This window comes from Streptomyces sp. NPDC101194 (assembly GCF_044767885.1).
Lineage (GTDB): Bacteria > Actinomycetota > Actinomycetes > Streptomycetales > Streptomycetaceae > Streptomyces.
Map to the genome: position 1 here is coordinate 250196 of NZ_JBIWOS010000008.1, position 19910 is coordinate 270105.

At 70.9% G+C, this 19910-nt stretch carries 19 protein-coding genes and 1 tRNA gene; 9 read left to right on the forward strand and 11 right to left on the reverse strand.

The window, feature by feature from the left end:
- The first annotated feature begins 276 nt into the window (after nucleotides 1-276).
- On the forward strand, nucleotides 277-1053 hold the full coding sequence (locus ACIRP2_RS27785; RefSeq protein ID WP_404254868.1) for an SDR family oxidoreductase: 777 nt from the start codon (nucleotides 277-279) through the stop codon (nucleotides 1051-1053).
- A 114-nt stretch (nucleotides 1054-1167) separates the two neighbouring features.
- Here ACIRP2_RS27785 and ACIRP2_RS27790 read toward each other — a convergent pair whose 3' ends face one another.
- Nucleotides 1168-2811, reverse strand: a complete 1644-nt coding sequence (locus ACIRP2_RS27790) for a class I adenylate-forming enzyme family protein (protein WP_404254870.1) — start codon at nucleotides 2809-2811, stop codon at nucleotides 1168-1170.
- 284 nt (nucleotides 2812-3095) lie between these two features.
- Here ACIRP2_RS27790 and ACIRP2_RS27795 point away from each other — a divergent pair, with 284 nt between their 5' ends.
- The 7 genes from ACIRP2_RS27795 to ACIRP2_RS27825 all read left to right on the forward strand — a co-directional run bounded on the left by ACIRP2_RS27795 (nucleotide 3096) and on the right by ACIRP2_RS27825 (nucleotide 11516).
- A complete protein-coding gene (locus tag ACIRP2_RS27795; protein ID WP_404254872.1) occupies nucleotides 3096-4709 on the forward strand; it encodes an ABC transporter substrate-binding protein in 1614 nt (537 codons plus the stop codon).
- A 141-nt stretch (nucleotides 4710-4850) separates the two neighbouring features.
- On the forward strand, nucleotides 4851-5819 hold the full coding sequence (locus ACIRP2_RS27800; RefSeq protein ID WP_404254874.1) for an ABC transporter permease: 969 nt from the start codon (nucleotides 4851-4853) through the stop codon (nucleotides 5817-5819).
- The gene (locus tag ACIRP2_RS27805; RefSeq protein ID WP_404254876.1) at nucleotides 5812-6846 is read left to right on the forward strand and encodes an ABC transporter permease; all 1035 of its coding nucleotides are present in this window, start codon (nucleotides 5812-5814) and stop codon (nucleotides 6844-6846) included. The genes ACIRP2_RS27800 and ACIRP2_RS27805 overlap by 8 nt, the downstream gene beginning before the upstream one ends.
- Nucleotides 6843-7886, forward strand: coding sequence for an ABC transporter ATP-binding protein (locus ACIRP2_RS27810; RefSeq protein ID WP_404254878.1), 1044 nt, complete (start codon nucleotides 6843-6845; stop codon nucleotides 7884-7886). Before ACIRP2_RS27805 ends, ACIRP2_RS27810 begins: the two co-directional genes overlap by 4 nt.
- On the forward strand, nucleotides 7883-8896 hold the full coding sequence (locus ACIRP2_RS27815; protein WP_404254880.1) for an oligopeptide/dipeptide ABC transporter ATP-binding protein: 1014 nt from the start codon (nucleotides 7883-7885) through the stop codon (nucleotides 8894-8896). Before ACIRP2_RS27810 ends, ACIRP2_RS27815 begins: the two co-directional genes overlap by 4 nt.
- Complete coding sequence (locus tag ACIRP2_RS27820) at nucleotides 8893-10119, forward strand: NADH:flavin oxidoreductase (protein ID WP_404254882.1); 1227 nt, start codon at nucleotides 8893-8895, stop codon at nucleotides 10117-10119. The genes ACIRP2_RS27815 and ACIRP2_RS27820 overlap by 4 nt, the downstream gene beginning before the upstream one ends.
- Nucleotides 10116-11516 (forward strand): amidase, encoded by a 1401-nt coding sequence (locus tag ACIRP2_RS27825; protein ID WP_404254884.1) that lies wholly within the window; start codon nucleotides 10116-10118, stop codon nucleotides 11514-11516. The genes ACIRP2_RS27820 and ACIRP2_RS27825 overlap by 4 nt, the downstream gene beginning before the upstream one ends.
- A gap of 363 nt (nucleotides 11517-11879) precedes the next feature.
- Here the strand turns inward: ACIRP2_RS27825 and ACIRP2_RS27830 are convergent, their stop codons facing one another.
- The 4 genes from ACIRP2_RS27830 to selD form a co-directional block, all read right to left on the reverse strand.
- Nucleotides 11880-12107 (reverse strand): hypothetical protein, encoded by a 228-nt coding sequence (locus ACIRP2_RS27830; RefSeq protein WP_351081290.1) that lies wholly within the window; start codon nucleotides 12105-12107, stop codon nucleotides 11880-11882.
- Nucleotides 12108-12460: 353 nt separating this feature from the next.
- Nucleotides 12461-14266 carry a selenocysteine-specific translation elongation factor gene (selB, locus tag ACIRP2_RS27835; protein ID WP_404254886.1) on the reverse strand — a complete coding sequence of 602 codons (1806 nt, stop codon included), beginning with the start codon at nucleotides 14264-14266 and terminating at the stop codon, nucleotides 12461-12463.
- Nucleotides 14266-15597 carry an L-seryl-tRNA(Sec) selenium transferase gene (selA, locus tag ACIRP2_RS27840; protein ID WP_404254888.1) on the reverse strand — a complete coding sequence of 444 codons (1332 nt, stop codon included), beginning with the start codon at nucleotides 15595-15597 and terminating at the stop codon, nucleotides 14266-14268. Before selA ends, selB begins: the two co-directional genes overlap by 1 nt.
- Before the next feature lie 6 nt (nucleotides 15598-15603).
- Entirely contained in the window at nucleotides 15604-16635 is a 1032-nt protein-coding gene (selD, locus tag ACIRP2_RS27845; protein ID WP_404254890.1) for a selenide, water dikinase SelD, read from the reverse strand.
- 130 nt (nucleotides 16636-16765) lie between these two features.
- On the opposite strand from selD, the gene ACIRP2_RS27850 reads away from it, so the two are divergent.
- Nucleotides 16766-16861, forward strand: a tRNA-Sec gene (locus ACIRP2_RS27850).
- 20 nt (nucleotides 16862-16881) lie between these two features.
- Here the strand turns inward: ACIRP2_RS27850 and ACIRP2_RS27855 are convergent.
- The 6 genes from ACIRP2_RS27855 to ACIRP2_RS27880 form a co-directional block, all read right to left on the reverse strand.
- Nucleotides 16882-17169 (reverse strand): hypothetical protein, encoded by a 288-nt coding sequence (locus ACIRP2_RS27855; protein ID WP_376278123.1) that lies wholly within the window; start codon nucleotides 17167-17169, stop codon nucleotides 16882-16884.
- Complete coding sequence (locus tag ACIRP2_RS27860; protein ID WP_404254892.1) at nucleotides 17166-17585, reverse strand: hypothetical protein; 420 nt, start codon at nucleotides 17583-17585, stop codon at nucleotides 17166-17168. The genes ACIRP2_RS27855 and ACIRP2_RS27860 overlap by 4 nt, the downstream gene beginning before the upstream one ends.
- Before the next feature lie 15 nt (nucleotides 17586-17600).
- A complete protein-coding gene (locus ACIRP2_RS27865) occupies nucleotides 17601-18095 on the reverse strand; it encodes a hypothetical protein (protein WP_404254894.1) in 495 nt (164 codons plus the stop codon).
- A 163-nt stretch (nucleotides 18096-18258) separates the two neighbouring features.
- A complete protein-coding gene (locus ACIRP2_RS27870) occupies nucleotides 18259-18591 on the reverse strand; it encodes a hypothetical protein (protein WP_404254896.1) in 333 nt (110 codons plus the stop codon).
- Nucleotides 18588-19112: a hypothetical protein gene (locus tag ACIRP2_RS27875; RefSeq protein WP_404254898.1), complete on the reverse strand. Its 525-nt coding sequence runs from the start codon at nucleotides 19110-19112 to the stop codon at nucleotides 18588-18590. Before ACIRP2_RS27875 ends, ACIRP2_RS27870 begins: the two co-directional genes overlap by 4 nt.
- An 8-nt stretch (nucleotides 19113-19120) precedes the next feature.
- Nucleotides 19121-19657, reverse strand: a complete 537-nt coding sequence (locus tag ACIRP2_RS27880) for a MauE/DoxX family redox-associated membrane protein (protein ID WP_404254900.1) — start codon at nucleotides 19655-19657, stop codon at nucleotides 19121-19123.
- Nucleotides 19658-19910: the final 253 nt, after the last annotated feature.

The window sequence follows — 19910 nt, forward strand, 5'->3', positions numbered from 1 at the left end:
AAGTGACCGCGTCCCGTGCCCGCAGGCTCCGTCCCGGTGGGCGGGAGGCCTCGCCTCCAGGCCGTGGCGCGCCCACCCGTGCCGCCCCGGTGGCCGCTCGCCCGGCCCGTTCCTCACCGCCCTTCCGGTCACCGGGAGTGCGCGTGCCGGGCCCGGGCCGGGGTGAATACGGTGCCAAGGGGAGCCGTTCCCCGGACACGCAGCGCCCCCGTGCGGTGCCGCGGGCGGGATTGGAACCCTCCGTGCGAGCACCGTCGGCCGACCCGAGGAGTACCCATGCCGCGCAATGTCGTCGTCACCGGATCCGGTTCCGGAATCGGCGCCGCCCTCACCACCCTGTTCCGTTCCCGGGGGGACCGCGTGATCGGGGTGGATCTGCGAGGGGGCGAGGTCGATGCCGACCTGTCCGCCCCGGCCGGCCGTGCAGCCGCCGCCGCGGCGGTCGCCGAGCGGGCGGACGGGGTGGTGGACGCGGTCGTCACCTGCGCCGGCACCTCCGTGCCCGGAACGGCGACGGTGACGGTCAACTACTTCGGCACCACCGAGCTCGTGACGGCGCTGCAGCCGGCGCTCGCCGCGGCGGAGCGGCCGCGGGTCGTGGTCATCGGCTCCATCTCCGGCACCCGGTCCACCGACCGGGACGTCGTCGCCGCCTGCCTGGCCGACGACGAGGCCAAGGCCCTGGAGCACGCGGATCGGGCCGTCGCCGACGGCCGCGCACAGCAGCTGTACCCCTCGTCCAAGTCGGCGCTCGCCCAGTGGGCACGACGGACCGCGGTCGCCGAGGGCTGGGCCGGTGCCGGGATCCCCGTGAACGTGGTGGCGCCCGGCATCGTGCTCACGCCGCTGAGCGCGGGGCTCTTCGAGGACCCGGAGACGAAGAAGGTGATGGACACGGCGGTTCCCATGCCGCTGGGCGGCTATCTCCAGCCGGAGGACGTCGCGCGGGCCGTCCTGTTCCTGGCCTCGGAGGAGAACAGCCACATCACCGGGCAGGTGCTCTACGTCGACGGAGGCGCCGAGGCGACACTGCGCGGCCCCGCGGACTTCTGAGACGGAGTCGTTCCTGCGGTCCTCCGGGACGGAGCCGCAGGAACCGATGCCACCGGTGCTCCGGCCGCGTCAGGTGGCCGGAGCACCGGTGGCATCGGTCGTCGGGTACCGCAGTCAGATCCGCACCGAGGGCCGGATCACCTTGCCGGTCGCGTTGCGCGGCAGCTCGTCGGTGGTGAGCCGCCAGCGCTTGGGAACCTTGAAATAGGCCAGTTGGTCCGCCGCGTACTCCCGCAGCGCCTCCTCGGTGACCGTCGAACCCGGCCCGAGCACCACGACGGCCGCGACCTCCTGGCCGAGGTCGGGATGCGGCACACCGAGGACCAGGCACTCCCTGACGTCCGGGTGTTCGGCGAGCACCGTCTCGACCTCGGCCGGGTAGACGTTCTCGCCGCCGCGGATGATCAGGTCCGAGCGGCGGCTGCTGAGATAGAGCCGTCCCTCGCGTACCTGTCCCAGGTCCCCGGTACGCAGCCAGCGATCCGCGCCGATGGTGCTCTCGGTGGCCTCGGGGTCGCGCCAGTAGCCCAGCATGTTGAACATGCTGCGGACCCAGATCTCGCCCTCCTCGCCCTCGTCGAGAACCCGGCCCATGGCATCGCGGATCTCCAGCCGGACACCGGTGACGGGCCGGCCGAGCGTTCCCGGGGCCGCCGCCAGCTCCTGCGGGTTCGCCGCGGCGACGGCGGTGCAGGTCTCGGTCAGGCCGTAGCTGTCCACCAGCGAGTTCTTCGCGAACGGCAACTGCCGGCGCAGTCGCTCCTTGAACTCGGTCGACGACGGCGCGGAGGCCAGCGCGAACGCCGTCAGCGACGACGTGTCGTACTGGTCGGCCCGGCCGTGTTCGAGCAGCCGATGGGCCATCGTCGGTACCGCTCCCCAGTTGGTGACGCGTTCCCGCTCGATCATGCCCAGCACCGTGTCGACGTCGAACGCGCCCTGGTGCAGGGCGATCCGGCTGCCCGTGGCCAGCCGCGGCACGGCCAGGTTGTGCAGGCTCGCGATGTGGAACAGCGGCAGGGTCAGCAGGTAGACCCGGTCCTCCGGGGCCAGCGGGTTGCCGTACTCCCGCAGCAGGGCGTCGTTCAGCCGGTGGTATTCGACGACGGCCAGCAGATTGCGATGGGTGTGCACGGCGCCCTTGGGACGGCCCGAGGTGCCCGAGGTGTAGAGGATGACGGCCGGGTCGTCCTCGGCGACATCGGCGGACGGCAGCGGCGCGTCGGGGCAGGCCGTGAGGAATCGGCTGACGTCGTCCTCCAGGGACAGCACCGGAACCGCGCAGCCGGCCAGCTTCGCCGACTGCCGCGCATCGGCCACCACGAGAGAGGGTTCCGCGTTCCGCATGCCGTGGTCCATCTCGCGCGCCGACCACCAGGCGTTGAACCCGACGGCCACCGCGCCGATCGACACCGTGGCCCAGAAGGTCTGGATCCACTCGGCCGAGTTGGCCGCGGCGATGGCCACCCGGTCGCCCTTGGCGATGCCGTACTCCTCGCGCAGCACCTGTGCCAGCGAGGCGACCTCGGCCGCGTGCCGGGCGAAGGTGATCCGGCGTTGCGCGGTGACGATGTAGTCGCGGTCGGCGTGTGCGACGGATGCGTGCAGCACCTCGTGCAGAGCCCGGTGGCGGTGCACGAACACCGGCAGCCGGGAGCCCAGCACGTCGTCGTCGCGGAGTTCGAACCGGCCGCCGGGGCCGGTGAGCGCGGCGGCTCGGGCGAGGGGGGAGGAGCGGTGGTCCGTTTCGCTGGGCATCGGGGGGACTCCTGGTGCGTCGGGAACTCCACTGGGATCGCGATCGGGGTCAGTTTCGGTCAGTGCCGGGGCATCGCTGCCCGGCCGGTTCCGGTCACTGGGACACCGTGCCACGTCGGGGACGCGGACAGAACCGTCGTGCACCACCGGCACGGGCCGTGCCCCGCCGGGCTCCCGGTGAGTGGGATGCGTCACGTCGGCCGGATTTCGCTGTCCGTACCGTCCCCCACCTGATCCGCCCCGCGCCTTCCCCGCTCCGCTCCACCGGACAACTGGAGGAAGAAATGAAGCGAGTTCCACGGGCGCGAGCCCGCCTCGCCGCCGCCCTGGCCGCCGCGGCGATGCTCACCTCCGCGTGCGTCTCGTCCGACGACAGGGGCGGCGGCAGGCAGCAGAAGGCCGAGCGCGGCCGCTACGAGTTCGGCAGCATCGGTGACCAGCCCGCCGGCGGCAAGCCGGTCCGTGGCGGCACCCTGCACTTCGCGGACTATGCCGAGGCCCGCAGTCTCAGTCCTGCCGCCACCTACGCCACGGGTGCCTCCGGCGGTTCCGCGCTCGCCGCCGTCTACGACGTGCTGATGCGCTACGACACCGCCGCCGAGAGGTACGAGCCGTGGCTGGCCGAGTCGCTGCACAGCAGCGACGACGACAGGATCTGGACATTGAGGCTCCGTCACGGCGTCAGGTTCTCCGACGGCACACCGCTCGACGCGAAGGCCGTGACGGGCAGCATCGAGTGGTACCAGGAGAACAAGGGCGCCGATACGGCGCTGCTCGCCCCGAACCTCGTGAAGATGGAGGCCACCGACGACTCCACCGTCGTCTTCACCCTCCGCAACGCCTGGGCCACCTTCCCCGCGATGCTCGCCCAGGCGCCCGGCATGATCGTGGCTCCCGCCGCGTACGCGCAAAAGACGTTCAGGCCCATCGGGGCCGGCGCCTTCACCCTGGACAAGTACGCGCCCCAGGAGGAGATGATCCTCAAGGCGAACAAGAAGTACTGGAAGGGCGAGCCCTACCTCGACGCGCTGCGCTTCACCTGGCCGCAGTCGGACCGATCCAAGCTCGACGCGCTGAACGACGGCACGGTCGACGTGACGTACATGCGCAGCCCCGACGTGGTCGACGACGCCGTGAAGGAAGGGCATCCCGGCGAGCTGACCCTCACCGGCCTCGGCAACATGATCACCATCAACACCCGCAAGGGTCGGCCCGGGGAGGACCTGCGGGTCCGCAGGGCGATGGCCCTGGCCCTCGACCCGGCCCTCGATACCGAGCGCGCCTACCACGGCAAGGGTCTGCCGGGTCAGGAGATCTTCCCGCCCGAGTCACGCCTGCATTCCCGGGTGAAACCCGTCGGCATCGACCTGGAGCAGGCGAGGAAGCTCCTCGCGGAGGCCGAGAAGGACGGCTACGACGGCACCATCACCTACATGGACGGCACCGACCCCGTCTCCCGGTCCAAGGCGGTCGTCACCAAGGCGATGCTGGAACGGGCCGGATTCAAGGTGAAGCTCGACCTGGTCTCCTCGATCGCCGACCGGGTGGCGAAGACCTATGTGGACCACGACTTCGACATCAGCCGTGGTGCGGCGAGCGTCTCCGAGAGCGACCCGTACCACCGTCTGCAGAGCGTCCTGAACTCCAAGAGCTACGGCAACCCCGGCGGCTACGCCAATCCGAAGATGGACAAGCTGCTCATCCGTTTGCAGGGCGCGAGCGGCAAGGCGCAGACGCAGCGGATCCTCGACGCCGTCCAGACGCTCTTCAACGAGGACGTCCCCGTGGTGAACCTCGGCGCCAGTGCCGGTTTCACCGCCTGGGGCAAGAACGTGCACGGCATCGTGCCGACCGACGAGTACATGGCGCTCTTCGGCCAGGCCTGGATCAGCAAGTGACCCTCACGGCCCGGTGCGCCGGGGCGGCCCTGCGCCGGGACGACGTCTCGGGCCGTCCGGACCGCCCACGCACAGCTTCACCGCACCGCGGTGCGCATTCCGCCGAACCGCATGTCGACACCGGGCAGATCTGGAGGAACCATGAGTCCCGCTGCGCTGCGCCGACCGGCCATGAAGGCCCTTGAACTGGTGGGCGTGCTCCTCATCGCGAGCATCGGGGTGTTCTCCCTGGTGACCCTGTTGCCCGGCGATCCCGCGGTCGACATTCTCGGGGCGGGCCGGGCGCCCTCCGAGTACGCGGGGCTCCGCCACGAACTCGGACTGGACCAGTCCCTGGTCACCCGCTACTTCGACTGGCTCGGCGGCGCTCTGACCGGTGACCTCGGCCGCTCCGTCGTACCACCGCAGAGCGACGTCACCGACCGGGTGCTGTCCGCGCTGCCCGTCAGCTTCGAGATCGCGGCGCTCGGCCTGCTCATCGCGCTGCTGATCGCGGTGCCGCTGGCCATGTGGTCGGCGTACCGGGAAGGGGCGGCGGCCGACCGGATCATCGGCGCCGGCACCTTCGGCGTGCTGTCCGTGCCCGGCTTCCTGGCCGGTCTGCTGCTGATCCTCGTCCTGGTCGACTCGGCCGGCTGGTTCCCACGTGCCGAATGGGTGCGGCTCGGCAGCGGCGACCTGCCGGGCAATCTGCGCCACGCCTTCCTGCCGGCGCTGACCGTTGCTCTGGCCGAACTTGCCATGTTCACAAGGGTGTTGCGTGGCGATCTGATCGTGACCCTGCGGGAGGACTACATCCTCGCCGCCCGCGCCAAGGGCATGGGCCCGCTGCGCATCCTGTTCACCGACGCCCTGCGGCCCTCCTCGTTCTCCCTGGTCACCCTGCTCGGCCTGAGCCTCGGCCGGCTGATCGGCAGCACCGTCGTCGTGGAGTACCTCTTCGCGCTGCCCGGCATGGGGACGCTCATCGTCAATGCCGCGGGCCAGGGCGACTATCCGATGGTCCAGGGAGCCGTGCTCACGATCGCCGTGATCTACGTGGTGATCAACGCCGGAATCGACCTCTCCTACGGCTGTCTCGACCCGAGGACGCGACGTGTCCATGTCTGACATCGCTCCGCGCACGCGGACCTTCCGCCCGCACTCCCTGCTCGCCGCCGTCACCCTCACCGTCGTCGGCCTCGCCCTGCTGGTGTTCGGCGCGACGACGCCCCAACTCGTCCCGCCCGCAAAGGCAGCAGTCGCCCTGCTCGGCCTCGGCCTGTCGCTGGGCGGGGCCGCCGGGCTCGGCAGGCGATGGGCGGGTCCCGGCTTCGACGTGGTCTTCTGGCTCGGTGCCGGCTGGCTCCTGCTGCTCGGCCTCGCGATCCTGTTCACCCCGTGGCTGCCGCTCGCCGAGGACCGCGACGTCGCGAGCACCGTCCTCGAACCGGTCTTCGCCACCCCGACGTTCACCGGCTCCCATCCGCTCGGCACCAACGGCTTCGGCCTCGACCTGCTGGCCAGGTCCCTGTACGGTGCCCGCTCCTCGCTGCTCATCTCCTTGTCCGCGGTCGCCATCGGCACCGTGACCGGCGGCGCCATCGGCATGGTCGCCGGCTACTTCCGGAAGTCCGTCGACCGGGCGGTGGGCATCGCGACCGACTCACTGCTCGCCGTGCCCCCGCTCGTCCTGCTCATCGCGCTCGCGACCGTGCTCCAGCCGCATCTGCGCAACGTCGCGTCGGCCCTGGCGCTCCTCACGATCCCCGGCATGGTGCGACTCTCCCGCGCCACCACCATGGCCTACGCCAACCGGGAGTTCGTCGTCGCGGCCCGGGCCATGGGCGCCACACGCTCCCGCATCCTTCTGCGCGAACTGCTGCCCAACGTCCTGCTGCCCGTCCTGTCCCTGGCCGTCGTGATGATCTCGGTCCTCATCGTCGCCGAGGCATCCCTCAGCTTCCTCGGACTCGGTATCCAGCCGCCGGAACCCACCTGGGGAAACATGATCGCCGAGGGGGAGGGCCGGGTCTTCGAGGAGCATCCGCACATCGTGCTCGTGCCCGGCGCCTTCCTCTTCCTCACCGTGTTCGCCTTCAACATCGTCGGCGAGAAGGCTCGCGGGCGCTGGGACACCCGGAGCGTGAAACTGTGACCACCGCACCGTCGCCCAAGGATCCGGCGCCCCCGGCCGTCACGCCACTGCTGATCGCCACCGATGTACGCACCGCCTTCCACACCGCCCGCGGCCCGGTGCAGGCCGTCGACGGCGTCTCCCTGACGCTGGGCGAGGGGGAGACCCTCGGCATCGTCGGCGAGTCCGGATCGGGGAAGTCCGTGCTCGGCCGCACCCTCATGGGCCTGATCACCGACGGCCCCGGCACCAGTGTGTCCGGTTCCGTCCTGCTCGGCGGCACGGACGTCCACGCGCTGACGCCCGCAGGCCGGCGGGCACTGTGGGGAACCGAGGTCGCCATGGTGTTCCAGGACCCGATGACCTCCCTGAACCCGGTGAAGAAGGTCGGCACGCATCTGTCCGAGAGCGTCCGGCTGCACCTCGGCCTGAGCCGCGCGGAGGCCCGGGAACGGGCCGTCGGCCTGCTCCGGCAGGTCGGTATCCCCGAACCCTCCCGACGTGCCGACCAGTACCCGCACGAACTCTCCGGCGGTATGCGGCAGCGCGTCGTCATCGCCATGGCCCTGGCCTGCGGCCCACGGCTCCTCATCGCCGACGAACCGACCACCGCGCTCGACGTGACGGTCCAGAAGCAGATACTGGACCTGCTGCGGTCGCTCTCCGAGGAACTGCGGATGGCAACCGTCCTCATCAGCCACGACCTCTCCACCGTCGCGGGCCGCACGGACCGGGTGGCGGTCATGTACGCGGGCCGGCTCGTCGAGTACGCGGACACCGCCGCCGTCTTCGACCGCCCCAGGCACCCCTACAGCAGTGCCCTGATCGCCTCCATCCCGCGTCTCGATCTGCCCCCGCACACCCTGCTGCCCGCCATCGAGGGCAGCCCGCCCGATCTGCTCCACCCGCCGCCCGGATGCCGGTTCGCCCCGCGCTGCGGCAGGGCGACGGACCGCTGCGTCACCCAAGCACCCCGACTCGCCGGACGCGCCGGTGACCGGGACACCGGTGTCGTCGCCTGCCACCACCCCCTGGGCGCCGACGAGGAGGCCACCGCATGACGACCACCGACGACGCCGTCGCCCGTCCGGACCGGCGGCCCGCACTGACCGCGGAGAACCTCGTCGTGGAGTTCCCGTCCGGGCGAGGCCGGAAGGTGCACGCCGTCTCCGGCGTCGGGCTGGAGGTCGCGGTGGGCGAGACCCTGGGCATCCTGGGCGAGTCGGGCTGCGGCAAGTCCACCGTCGGCCGTTCCCTGATCCAGCTGCCGCCCCCGGACTCGGGCACCGTCCGCCTCGGCGCGGTGACACTCACAGGCCTCGCCCCCGGAGAACTGCGCCGGGCACGGGCTCGGATGCAGATCATCATGCAGGATCCGGTCTCCGCCCTGAACCCGCGTCGCAGGGTCAAGGACCTGGTGTGGGAAGGTCCTTCGATCTGGGGGCCCGGCGGCGATGCCCGGGACAAGGACACCAGGATCGACGCGGCGCTGCGGGACGTCGGTCTCGACCCGGCGACCGTACGGGACCGCAGACCGCACGAACTCTCCGGCGGCCAGTGCCAGCGGGTGTGCATCGCCCGCGCGCTGCTGCTCGACCCCGAGGTGCTGATCTGCGACGAACCCGTGTCCAGCCTGGACGTGTCGGTGCAGGCCCAGATCCTCAACCTCCTGGAGGCGACGGCCCGGCGGCGCGCACTGAGCATGGTCTTCATCGCCCACGACGTGTCCGTGGTGAAGAACATCAGCGACCGCGTCATGGTGATGTACCTCGGCAAGGTCTGTGAGGAACTGCCCTCCGAGGGGATGCAGCACGAGGCCGCGCACCCCTACACCCGGCTGCTGCTCGCCTCCCTCCCCGAGGCCTCCGGCACCACGGACACCGCCGCCGGCGGCCCCGTCGCGGCCGCCGAACTCCCCTCACCACTGGACCCGCCGTCGGGCTGCCGCTTCCGCACCCGCTGCCCGCTGGCCACCGGACTGTGTTCCGGTGAGGAGCCCCCGCTGCGGGAGATCCGGCCCGGACACCGGGTCGCCTGCCACCATGTCGAACAGAGGAGCAACCACTCATGACCACCAGTCAGACGCCCGATGTCCTGGCCCCCGCCGTGCTGGGCCCCGTCAAGCTCCGCAACCGCGTCATCAAGGCCGCGACGTACGAAGGGCTCAGCCACAAGTCCCTGGTCACCAAGGACCTCGTCGACTTCCATGTCGCCTATGCGCGCGGCGGTGTCGGCATGACGACCGTCGCCTACTGCGCGGTCGCCAAGGAGGGCCGGACCGACCGGCACCAGATCCACTGGACCGACGAGGCGATGCCGGGTCTGCGCGTGCTCACCGACGCCGTGCACGCCGAGGGCGCCGCAGTCTCGGCGCAGCTCGGCCACGGCGGCCCCGTCGCCAACCCCAAGGGAAACGGCGCCCCCGCCCTCTCCTCGTCGAAGCACTTCCACGCCACCACCGTCAGCTGGGCCAAGGAGGCGACCCTCGCCGACATCCGGCGCATCACCGAGGCCCATGCCGAGGCCGCACGCCGCGCCGTCGAGGCGGGATTCGACGCCGTCGAGGTGCACCTGGGCCACAACTACCTGGCCAGTTCCTTTCTCAGCCCCCGGATCAACCACCGCACCGACGCCTACGGCGGCGGCCTCGACAACCGGGCCAGGTTCGCACGCGAGATCATGCGGGCCGTCCACGACGCGGTCGGCGGGCGGATCGCCGTCATCGCCAAGATGAACATGGACGACGGCGTCCCCGGCGGGTTCTGGCTCGACGAGGCCATCCCGGTCGTGCAGTGGCTCGAACAGGACGGCACCGTCGACGCGCTGGAGATGACCGCCGGCAGCTCCCTGCTGAACCCGATGTACCTCTTCAAGGGCGACGCCCCGCTCCGGGAGTTCTCCGCGATCATGCCGCAGCCGATCAAGCTGGGGGTGAAGGCGGTCGGCAAGCGGTTCCTGCGCAGCTACCCCTACCGGGACGCCTATCTCCTGGAGGACGCCCGGCAGATCCGCGCGGCGGTGAAGCTGCCGATGATCCTGCTCGGCGGTATCACCGACAAGCCCGTCATGGACCTCGCGATGCGCGAGGGCTTCGAGTTCGTGGCCATGGCACGGGCCCTGCTGCGCGAGCCCGACCTGGTCAACCGCCTGCGGGACGACGCCGGTACGCCGTCCCTGTGCATCCACTGCAACAAGTGCATGCCCACCAATTTCACCGGCACCCGCTGCGTCCTGGTGGACCGCGACACCACCCGCCGCGAATCCTGGGGCAAGCCCGCCGGATACGTGGCGTGAGGGGCCCCGACGCGGTCGCCGCGGCCGCGGCCGTCAGGGACGGTGAGACCGATGCCCGTACCCTCACCGAGCAGGCGATCGCCCGCATCGAAAGGCTCGACCCCACGCTCAACGCGGTGATCCACACCCGCTTCGAGGCCGCCCTCGCCGAGGTGGCCGCGGGCCTGCCGGACGGTCCGTTGCACGGCGTGCCCATGCTGGTCAAGGATCTCGGTACCGAGGTCGCGGGCCTGCCCGCGACGGGCGGCAGCCGTCTCTTCTCCACCCTGACGTCCCGGCGCGACAGCGAGCTGGTGGCCCGCTACCGGCGCGCGGGGGCGGTCGTCCTGGGCACCACCAACACCCCCGAACTGGGACTCAACGCCTCGACCGAACCGTTGCTGTTCGGCCCCACCCGCAATCCGTGGAGCACCGCGCACTCTCCGGGCGGTTCGAGCGGCGGCTCGGCGGCCGCGGTGGCGGCCGGGATGGTCCCGGTCGCGCACGCCAGCGACGGGGGCGGCTCCATTCGTATACCGGCGGCGGCCTGCGGACTGTTCGGCCTCAAGCCCAGCCGTGGCCGCGTCCCGCCGGCGCCCCGGCCCACCACTCTGTCGGGCCTCGTCTCCGGGCACCACGCCGTCACCGCGACCGTGCGGGACAGCGCCCTGCTCCTCGACGTCGCCGCGGGTCCGCTGCCCGGCGACGCGTATGCCGCTCCGGAGCCCGCGGCGCCCTTCGCCGAACTGGCCCGCCGTGACCCGGGGCCGTTGCGGATCGGCCTGCTCACCGGGCTGCCCGACGGTCCCGTCGTGCACCCGGAGTGCGCCGGGGCCGCACATGCCGCGGGCCTGCTGTGCGAACGCCTCGGCCACGCGGTCGTCGAGACCACCGCCCGCTACCGTCCCGAGGACGTCGGCCGGACCTCGGGAGTCCTCATGGGCGCCGACCTCGTCGCCCAGATCGAGGCGCGGCTCTCCCGGCTCGGCAGGCCCTTGGCCGACGACGACGTCGAGCCGTTCACCCGCGCCCTGTACGAGGCCTGCCGGGCCCTCCCCGCGGCCGACGTCAGCCGCGCACTGCGCAGAGCACAGGAGATCGGCTGGGAGGTCGGCGCCTCGTTCCACGAGTTCGACGTCCTGCTCAGTCCGACCCTCGCGCAGCCGACCCCGCCGCTCGGCACCCTCGACACGGCCGACCCGGAGTCGATCCACCGGCACGCTTCCGTCTACGCCGCCTTCACCAGCGTGTACAACGTGACCGGCATGCCGGCGATGTCCGTCCCCTTCGGGCACGATCGCCAAGGCCTGCCGCTCGGTGTCCAGTTCGCCGCTCCTCTCGGCGGCGAGGGCGTGCTGTTCGCCCTGGCGGCACAACTGGAACGGGCGGCTCCCTGGGGATGCCCGCCCGCCCCGTGACCGCGCGGTGCCCGGCGGACGGAATCGGGCGGGATCGGGCGGGATCGGGCGGGGCCGACCTCGCTGTGACGACTGCGACGCCCGCGCCGTCGGCACGCGCCGTTGCTGTCCAGGGTCTGCCGAGGCCGGTCGGGCGACGTCGTCGGCCAGGTGACCGGGTGCCGTCCGGGCGCCCCCCGGCCCGGCCGTTCACGAGGACTGCCGGACCCTGTTCGGCCTCCGTCCCGACTTCATCGAGGCCGACCGGATCAGGGACGGCAGTGGAATCAACCGAGACCTGAATCACCCGTCCAGAACCTCCCAGGACAGAACACCTGGCGGACCCGGGGCCCGCTCGGCGGGCGCCCTGCCGGGGAAGGACCGTTACGCGGGGGACTCGTACCGATGGGCCTCGGCGCCTGTCCACCGGACCACGGCGGGGTTGTCGAGGATCCGTTCCGGATCCGCCATTCCGGCATCGGCGAGAAAGACGACGAGGTCGTGGTCGCTGTGAGCGAGGCCGAGTCTCTCCTCACGGTTGTTGATGTGCACCGTCACGGGACGCCCGCCGGACGGGGTCGGCGCATGGACGGTGATGGGTGCTGTCGCCATTCCCCCATGGTGTCCCGCGCAGCCGACCGACGCATCCCGATGACGGGACGCGCGTGGACGGGACCGGCATGAGGTCCGGGTGGCCCAGTGGCCCGGTCCGGCCGCACCCGGCTCCTACGGGATCGCACTCCGTCCTCGGGCGCCCCGGCTCGCGTCCCGGCCGTGTGAGGTCCTCCCGGCCGCGACATCACGCACTGTTGCGACCTGCGGCGTCTCATCGGCGAAGGTTCCTCGGGCGTCGGAAGGGGCTCATGAAGGTCGCCACCTCTTCGGGGGAGACGCCCGATCACGAGCGTGACGGCGGCTCCCGTACCGAGCGTTCCGGGTCGCGAACGGCTCGCGCCCAAGGCCCCTCACCCGCCGGGTCCGTCCGGTCCGAAGGACGTCGGCTCTCCGGTGCGCAGCCGCCGCTCCTGGGCGTTCGTCCGGACGGTGAGTCCCAACCGGTCGAGGTACTCGAACAGCGGGACCGCGACTCGGCGGCTCGTACCGAGGCAGGCGCGCCCCTGGCTCACGGTGAAGGGCTGGGGCAGAGCCGCGAGGCGGCTCACCGCGGTCCGGGCAGCGTCGGGCAGCAGACACACGTCGTCGGTGATCCGCAGCAGGAGCCCGTGCCGCTCGGCCGCCGACAGGTGCTTCCGGGTGAGTCCGAGCGCCTTCAGTTCGGGAACGGACGGCGGGGCGAAGGGAGTGCTCTCCAGCCGCTCACGCACCTTTCCGACGGCGCCCAGCACGGCCTCGGGGAGAGCGCCGCCCGAATCCGGCCGCCGAACGCCCGTGGCGTCACTGACGAGGACCGTCGTGCCGATCAGCGGACCCAGCAGCCGCGAGTCGGGAAGACCTACCATGCGGGCGGCCGCCGCCCGTGGCATCCCGGGTGCGAGCGGATGACGCTCCGCCCATGCGTCGACGACCCGCGTCAGCTCCGTCCGCCACGATTCCCAGAGGCTGTTGTGGATCAACCAGTCCCCGACTTCCCTGGTCGTCGAGGGCGGCTCGGCACCGGGCCGCAGCAGACCGGCTTCCAGCAGGTCGGACCGTTTGGCGCAGCGGTGCAGCCGCATGTACCGCGCGCAGTCGGGGGCCTTTGGCAGTGACGAGAGTTCAACGGCACGTGTGGCTGCCGCGCCTCGGCGACGCAGGGGCGCGGGCCTCGTGTCGAGGATCGTCGCTCCGGCGACGATCCGGTGCATACCGGGGTCGCGCAGCAGGACACGCTCCCCGACATGCAGGGGAAGCGGCTGCGCCAGTGTGAGCCGGCCGGTGTCCCGGCCCAACGGGCGGAGCCGGGCGGGGACGGCCGCGGATCCCAGATGCAGCACCAGGTGGTGGGACCGGATCTCCCGCACGTGGTGGAGCAGCACGTCGATCCTGGACGCATGGGCCCACTCCCCGGGACCGACCAGGGCGTGCCCTCGGGCCACGTTCTCGAGCGCCGTGCCCCGGAGATTGACCGCCAGCCTGGAAACCGCCCCGGCGCCGGTCACGGTTTCCTTGAGACTTTGAAGGCCCCGTATCCGCACCTGTTCGCCGGAAGGTGCCAGCACGAGTTCGTCGCCGCGCTCGATCCGTCCGGTGGCGAGGGTTCCGGTCACGACCGTTCCTGCGCCGCGGACGGTGAAGGCACGGTCGATCCACAGCCGGGTCGGCCCTTCGGTGTCGGCTGCGGGAAGGGAGAGGACGAGGCGGTCCAGCGCGGCCCTGAGCCGGTCGACGCCACGGCCCGATGGAGCGTGGACGGCTACGGCCTCGATGTTCTCCAGCGGCGTACCTGCGAGCCGGTCGCGTGCTTCGGCGATGGCTGTTTCCGGGGCGGCGAGGTCGGTGCGGGTCACGGTGAGCAGACCGTGACGCACGTTCAGGGCCGACAGCGCCGCCACGTGCTCCTCGGTCTGCCTGCACCAGCCCTCGTCCGCCGCGATGACGAGGAGGACGGCGGGCACGGGGCCGATCCCGGCCAGCATGTTGGTGATGAAGCGGTGGTGACCGGGGACGTCGACGAAGGCCGCCGTCACTCCGGACGGAAGCTGTGTCCAGGCGAAACCGAGGTCGATGGTCATGCCGCGTCGCTGTTCCTCGGCCCATCGGTCCGGTTCCATGCCCGTCAATGCGCGTACCAGGGTGGATTTGCCGTGATCCACATGTCCTGCGGTGGCCATCACGTGCACGGTGAACCGTCCGGTCGGCGGGCCACCGCGAGAACGGCCGCCGCCACCGAGGGATCCGCGTCCGGCGGGACACAGCGCAGGTCGAGGAGGCAGAAGCCCCGGTCGAGGCGGCCCACGACACTGGGGTCACCGGTACGCAGCGCGGCGGTGAACGACGGGGCCAGCCGCACCGCCCATCCGGGCAGTTCGACCCCTGGTGCGCCTCCGCCGCCGACCGCGCCGGCACAGGGCACGGCTGTTGCGTCCACGTCGGCGTCGCGCAGCCGAGCGACCAGCGCCCGCACTCTCGCTTCCTGTGACTCCGGGGTGGCGTGCAGGGCCTGGTCGACGCGTGTCTGCGGAGTGCGGAGCGTGGCTTCGAGTGCGGCGAGAGTGAGCTTGCCGACACGCACGGCGCGGGCGAGCGGGTGTCGGCGGACGACCGTGACCAGGTCACGGCGTCCGAGGACGATGCCGGCCTGCGGGCCACCGAGGAGCTTGTCCCCGCTGGCCGTCACGAGGTCCGCACCCGCGCCGAGCCACTGCGTCGCGTCGGGCTCGTCGGGGAGAGCCGGGTCGGCGTGCAGGAGGCCGGAGCCGATGTCGGCCACGACCGGCACGCCGAGACCGCTGAGCTCCCTCACGGAGACGGACGCAGTGAACCCGACCGTGAGGAAGTTGGAGGGGTGGATCTTGAGGATGAACCCGGTGTCGGGGCTCACCGCGGCGGCGTAGTCGGCGAGGTGGGTCCGGTTGGTCGTGCCGACCTCTCTCAGTCGGGCACCGGTGCTCGTCAGCAGATCCGGCAGACGGAACCCGTCGCCGATCTCGACGAGTTCACCCCGGCTGACGATGATCTCGCGGCCCTGGGCGAGGGCGGTCGCGATGAGCACGAGCGCTGCCGCGCCGTTGGTGGTGACGTGTGCGTCCTCTGCGGCGGGTACCGCGTCCAGGAGGGCGTCGACGGTTCCCCGGCCCCGCCGGGCCCGTGTGCCGTCGGCGAGGTCGTACTCGACGTCTGTGTACCCGCTGGCCAGGGTCATTGCCTCGACCGCCGCGGGGGACAGCGGGGCCCTCCCCAGGTTGGTGTGGACGACCACACCGGTGGCATTGATGACGGGCCGCAGCGTGGTCGGGCCCGTGGGCAGCGCTGCCAGGACATGGGAGAGGACCTGCTCCGGCAGCAGATCACCGTCTCTGGCGTGCTGCTGGGCGTCCCGGACCAGGCCGCGCACCCGGGGACGGCCGATCCGGTCGGCGGCCCGGACGAGTCGCGGGTCGGCCAGGAGCGTGTCGGTACGGGGGATGGCGCTGCGCCGGTCGGCGTTCTTCCGAGGGTTCATGCCGGCTCAGCCGATGATCAGCGTGTGTTCGCGGGCGGGCACGAGTTCCCCGATGACCGGGGCGCCCGGGATCTCACCGGCGACGAGCAGGCCGCCGGAGGTCTGGGCGTCGGCGAGCAGAAGGCGTTCGGTCTCGGGTACGTCCCCCCAGGCGGTGTGCGGCTCCGTCCAGGCGAGATTGCGTCGGGTGCCGCCGCTCACGTACCCCGCCCGCGCCGCTTCCCGGGACCCGTCGAGGTAGGCGACGGCGGACGGGTCCAGGAGCGCGCTGACACCGCTGGCCCAGGCCATCTTGTAGAGGTGACCGAGCAGTCCGAACCCGGTGACGTCGGTGGCGCAGGTGATACCCGCGGCGAGCGCGGCCTGCGAGGCCTCGTGGTTGAGACGCGTCATGGTGTCGATGGCCTGGGGGAAGGACTCGCCGGTGGCCTTGTGACGAGTGTTCAGCACACCGATGCCGAGCGGCTTGGTCAGCGAGAGCGGGACGCCGGCCCGTCCGGTGTCGTTGCGCAGCAGACGGCGCGCGTCGGCGATGCCCGTCACGGCGAGGCCGTACTTGGGTTCGGCGTCATCGACGCTGTGGCCGCCAGCGAGATGACAGCCCGCCTCACGAGCCGTATCCATGCCACCGCGCAGCACCTCCGCGGAGAGCTCCAGCGGAAGAACGTCGCGGGGCCAGGCCAACAGGTTCACCGCGAGGAGCGGGGAGCCGCCCATGGCGTACACGTCGGACAGGGCGTTCGCCGCGGCGATACGCCCCCAGTCGTAGGCGCTGTCGACGACCGGGGTGAAGAAATCGGTGGTCAGGATCAGTGCCGAGTCCCCGGCCAGACGCACCACGGCCCCGTCGTCCCCGGTGTCGAGGCCGACCAGCAACTCGTGTGCGGAAGAGACGGGTTGGGAGCGGGACAGGGCGGACACCGCGTGCTCCAACTCACCGGGGGGAATCTTGCAGGCGCAACCACCGCCCCGTGCGTACTGCGTCAGCCGCACCTGCTCGGAGGTGAGGGCGTGCGCCGGTTGCTGTGTGAGTGTCATGTCATCCGGTTCGTTCGTGGTGAGCGGCTCGACGCGATGAGGGCGTCCTGCCCTGTGGCACGGCCCGGCCCGCGACTGAGGGGGCCCGAACGGGCCGCTGCGCTGCCGTTCTTGCTTTAAGGTGTGTGGCGGAGGCGTCAGGGTTCCTGGTGGGCCTCCCCGCCTTCAAAGCGGGAGGGACGGGGTACCCCCGTCCGGCGGGTTCGATTCCCGTCCGCCTCCGCCACACGTCCGGCCGGGCCGGGATCAGCTTCCGAGAAGCGTTCCCGGTCCGGAACGTGCCGCGCGGACCCTCACGACACTGTCGGGGCCCGCCCACACGTGCACGGCCGAGCTGGTGCGACGCACGGAGCCGGTGTCGACGGTCTCGACGGCCGAGTCCACGTCGACTTCCGGACGCCGCAGGTGCACGGCGAACACGTCCTCCGGGGTGCCTTCGGCCGCGATCCCCATGGCGACGTAGACGTTCTTGGTGCCATCGGGATTGCTCTTGATGAACGCGTACCCCCGGTCTGTCGGGGTGTGGTTCCTCATGACGGACTTCCTTTCACAGTCGTGGACACGGAACCGGTGGCGAACAGTGGTTCGCCGGCGGTTGCGGGCGCGCCGAACATGACGTGCTTCCAGTCGCCCGCGTACGGATACACACCGCATGCCGTACGGATCCCCGTGCGCGCGGGCATCCGGGAGGCCACGATGTGGTGGCCGACTCTTCCCATGGAATAGACGCTGTCCAGGTCCTGCCACAGCGAGATGCTCAGCACGGTCCGGCGGCGCCACTGGACGAGCGTCGTACCACCGAGGAACCCCTCGGCGGCCCGGCGTACCTCGCGCTTGACCTTGACGTGCAACGCGAGCACGAGCAACAGCCTGAACAGACTCTGGCATTCGAACCTGGTGACGAATATCTGGCCCTTCTTGTCACCGGACCGCTCACCGGAGATGCTCACACCCCCATTCCCGGTTCACCATGCTCCGGCCGCCGTCAGCACGCCGACGACCACCAGAAGGGCTCCCGCCGTCCGCCGCGTCGGTACGAACCACGGCTGCAGGCGATCGCCGAACTCCGACAGGGGCACGAAGTTCCACGTGATGCTCCGCAACGCGATCGTCAGCACGCCGACCACCGCCATGCCGACGAGATAGAGCCAGGAGAACGAGGGGTGCAGCAGCAGCGCAGCGGCCAGCGCCGCCCAGGTGAGCGACGTGGTCTTCTGGGTGGTGAACAGCAACGCGAGGTCGAAACCCCACGAAAGACCCAGCATTCCCGGTGGATGGGTGCGTACCAGCGACTGCGGGACCTGTCGCCAGATGTGCGGCGTGCGGTTCAGCAGGTCCGCCACACCGAGGACCACAGCCACCGCCGCCATGACGACCCGCAGCCCCGTATGCGGGACGAGCACGGTCAGGCCGGCGCCGATGACGTAGACCACCAGACTCATCAGTGTTGCGGCGATCACTTCTCCTGCGAACAGACCGGTCAGGAAACGCGTTCCCTCGGATCTGCTGCGGGTCAGCATGGGACCGGCGACCCCGGCCATGGACTGGCCTCAAGGGCTGAAGACCTGAAGGACCGCCGCCATGCCGGCGATCGCCAACCACGTCACCACGTGTGCTCCCCGTTCAGTTGTACTGGCAGCGGTAGGCGGACTGCGCGTTGCCCGCCGTCTCGCAGCAGTAGCAGTGCAGGTAGCCGCCACTGGAGGTGCAGCCCCAGATGTACGCGGCCCTGGACGAGCAGTCGGTGTAGTTGGACAGGTAGCCGGAAGTGCCCGGCGGGTGTGCGAGGTTGCAGCAGTCGGCGTTGCCCGCGTGCGCCGTGGACGAACTGGCGAACACCGCGGCCGAGGCCATCAGGCCGCTCGCCCCGATACCGCCCAGCACGCGCCTTCGTCCCACACGGGTCTTCTCCACGCCGCCGAGAGCATCACGTGATCTCTTCCTGAAAACGGTCATGCCATTTCCTCCGTGGCTGTTCCGATCTGGATGCGTTCCAGAAGTGGGCTGACCTTGCTGAACGCGAAGGCCTCGGTGAGCACGCCCTCGTTGAACACCAGGGCGGACGGACTCTTGCCGACACCGAAGTTCTCCGACACCCAGGCGCCACCCGCGTCGATCGCATAACTGCCCGGGGGCAGCGCGTGGTCCGCGGCGAACTTCTCGCCTTCCTCGGCATTCGCGCACGTGACCACGGTGCCGACAGGCCTCCGGGCCACGAGTTCAGGACGGTGACCGATCTCGTCGGCCACCGTGGCACATGTCGCGCACACGGTGCTCAGCACCAGGAGCGCGGAGCGTCGGGCGCCGACCAGCCCCGACAGCGGCTCGGGCCACTCGTCCGCCTCGGCGCCGGGCCGGTACTCCTCCAGGGCGACGATCCGGCCGTCCTCGGGATCGGGGACACGGGAACTGAGCTCGCCCATCATCGCGAAGAGCAGGACTACCGCGGCGGTCAGTATCAGCAGTGCGAACGCCATAACGACCATCATGATGCGGATTCCCATCGCCGGAAGAAATTCTTTACGACGACCCAGCCCGTTCGGCGCTGCGACAGGATCAGCCAGCCACCGGAGAGGATCGTCACCAACAGCACGGTGAAAGTCAGGGCGGATTCGCCGATGTGTGAGGGGCCGAATGCGTGAAAGGCCGCCGCCGCGACGAAGAAGGCCCCGACAACCGTGTTCATCGCACCCAGCGGACGCTCGGAGTCGGCTCCGAAACAGCCACAGGGCTGCTTGCTTCCGCGTACTGATCCGGCTGTTCCCAGAAGTGCGAAGCTCAGACCGAGCACCGCCACGAGAGCGCTCGCGGCCCAGCGCAGAGCCGGTGTCAGAAGTGCGACGGCGGCGATCGATTCGATTGCGGAAACGGCCCGGACGAATGCCGGCGAAATGACTGCGCGCCCGCCGAGCGCCTCACTGACGGCGGCGGACGCCACACCGGGTGACACGGCCTTGGCGGCAGCGGAACGCAGGAGCACGGTCGCGACGACCGCGTCGGTGAACGACCAGAGAGGCAGCAATGTGTGCACACCTTTCGAGGCGCAGACGAGTGGGACCCACCCCGCCGTCAGGCACGTTCCCGGTAACAGCACCGAGTCCGCGCCTGATCGACATCGGCATGCTGGCCCACCCGATCAACAGCTCTCCAACAGAACGCCAACCGCCCTCCGCCCGGGAAGGTCGGGGGCACGACCGGGAATGAGGGGGCACGACGAAACCCCACGTCAGTACGGAGACGCGGAGCTACGATGCAGCCCACGCGGACGGAGCGAC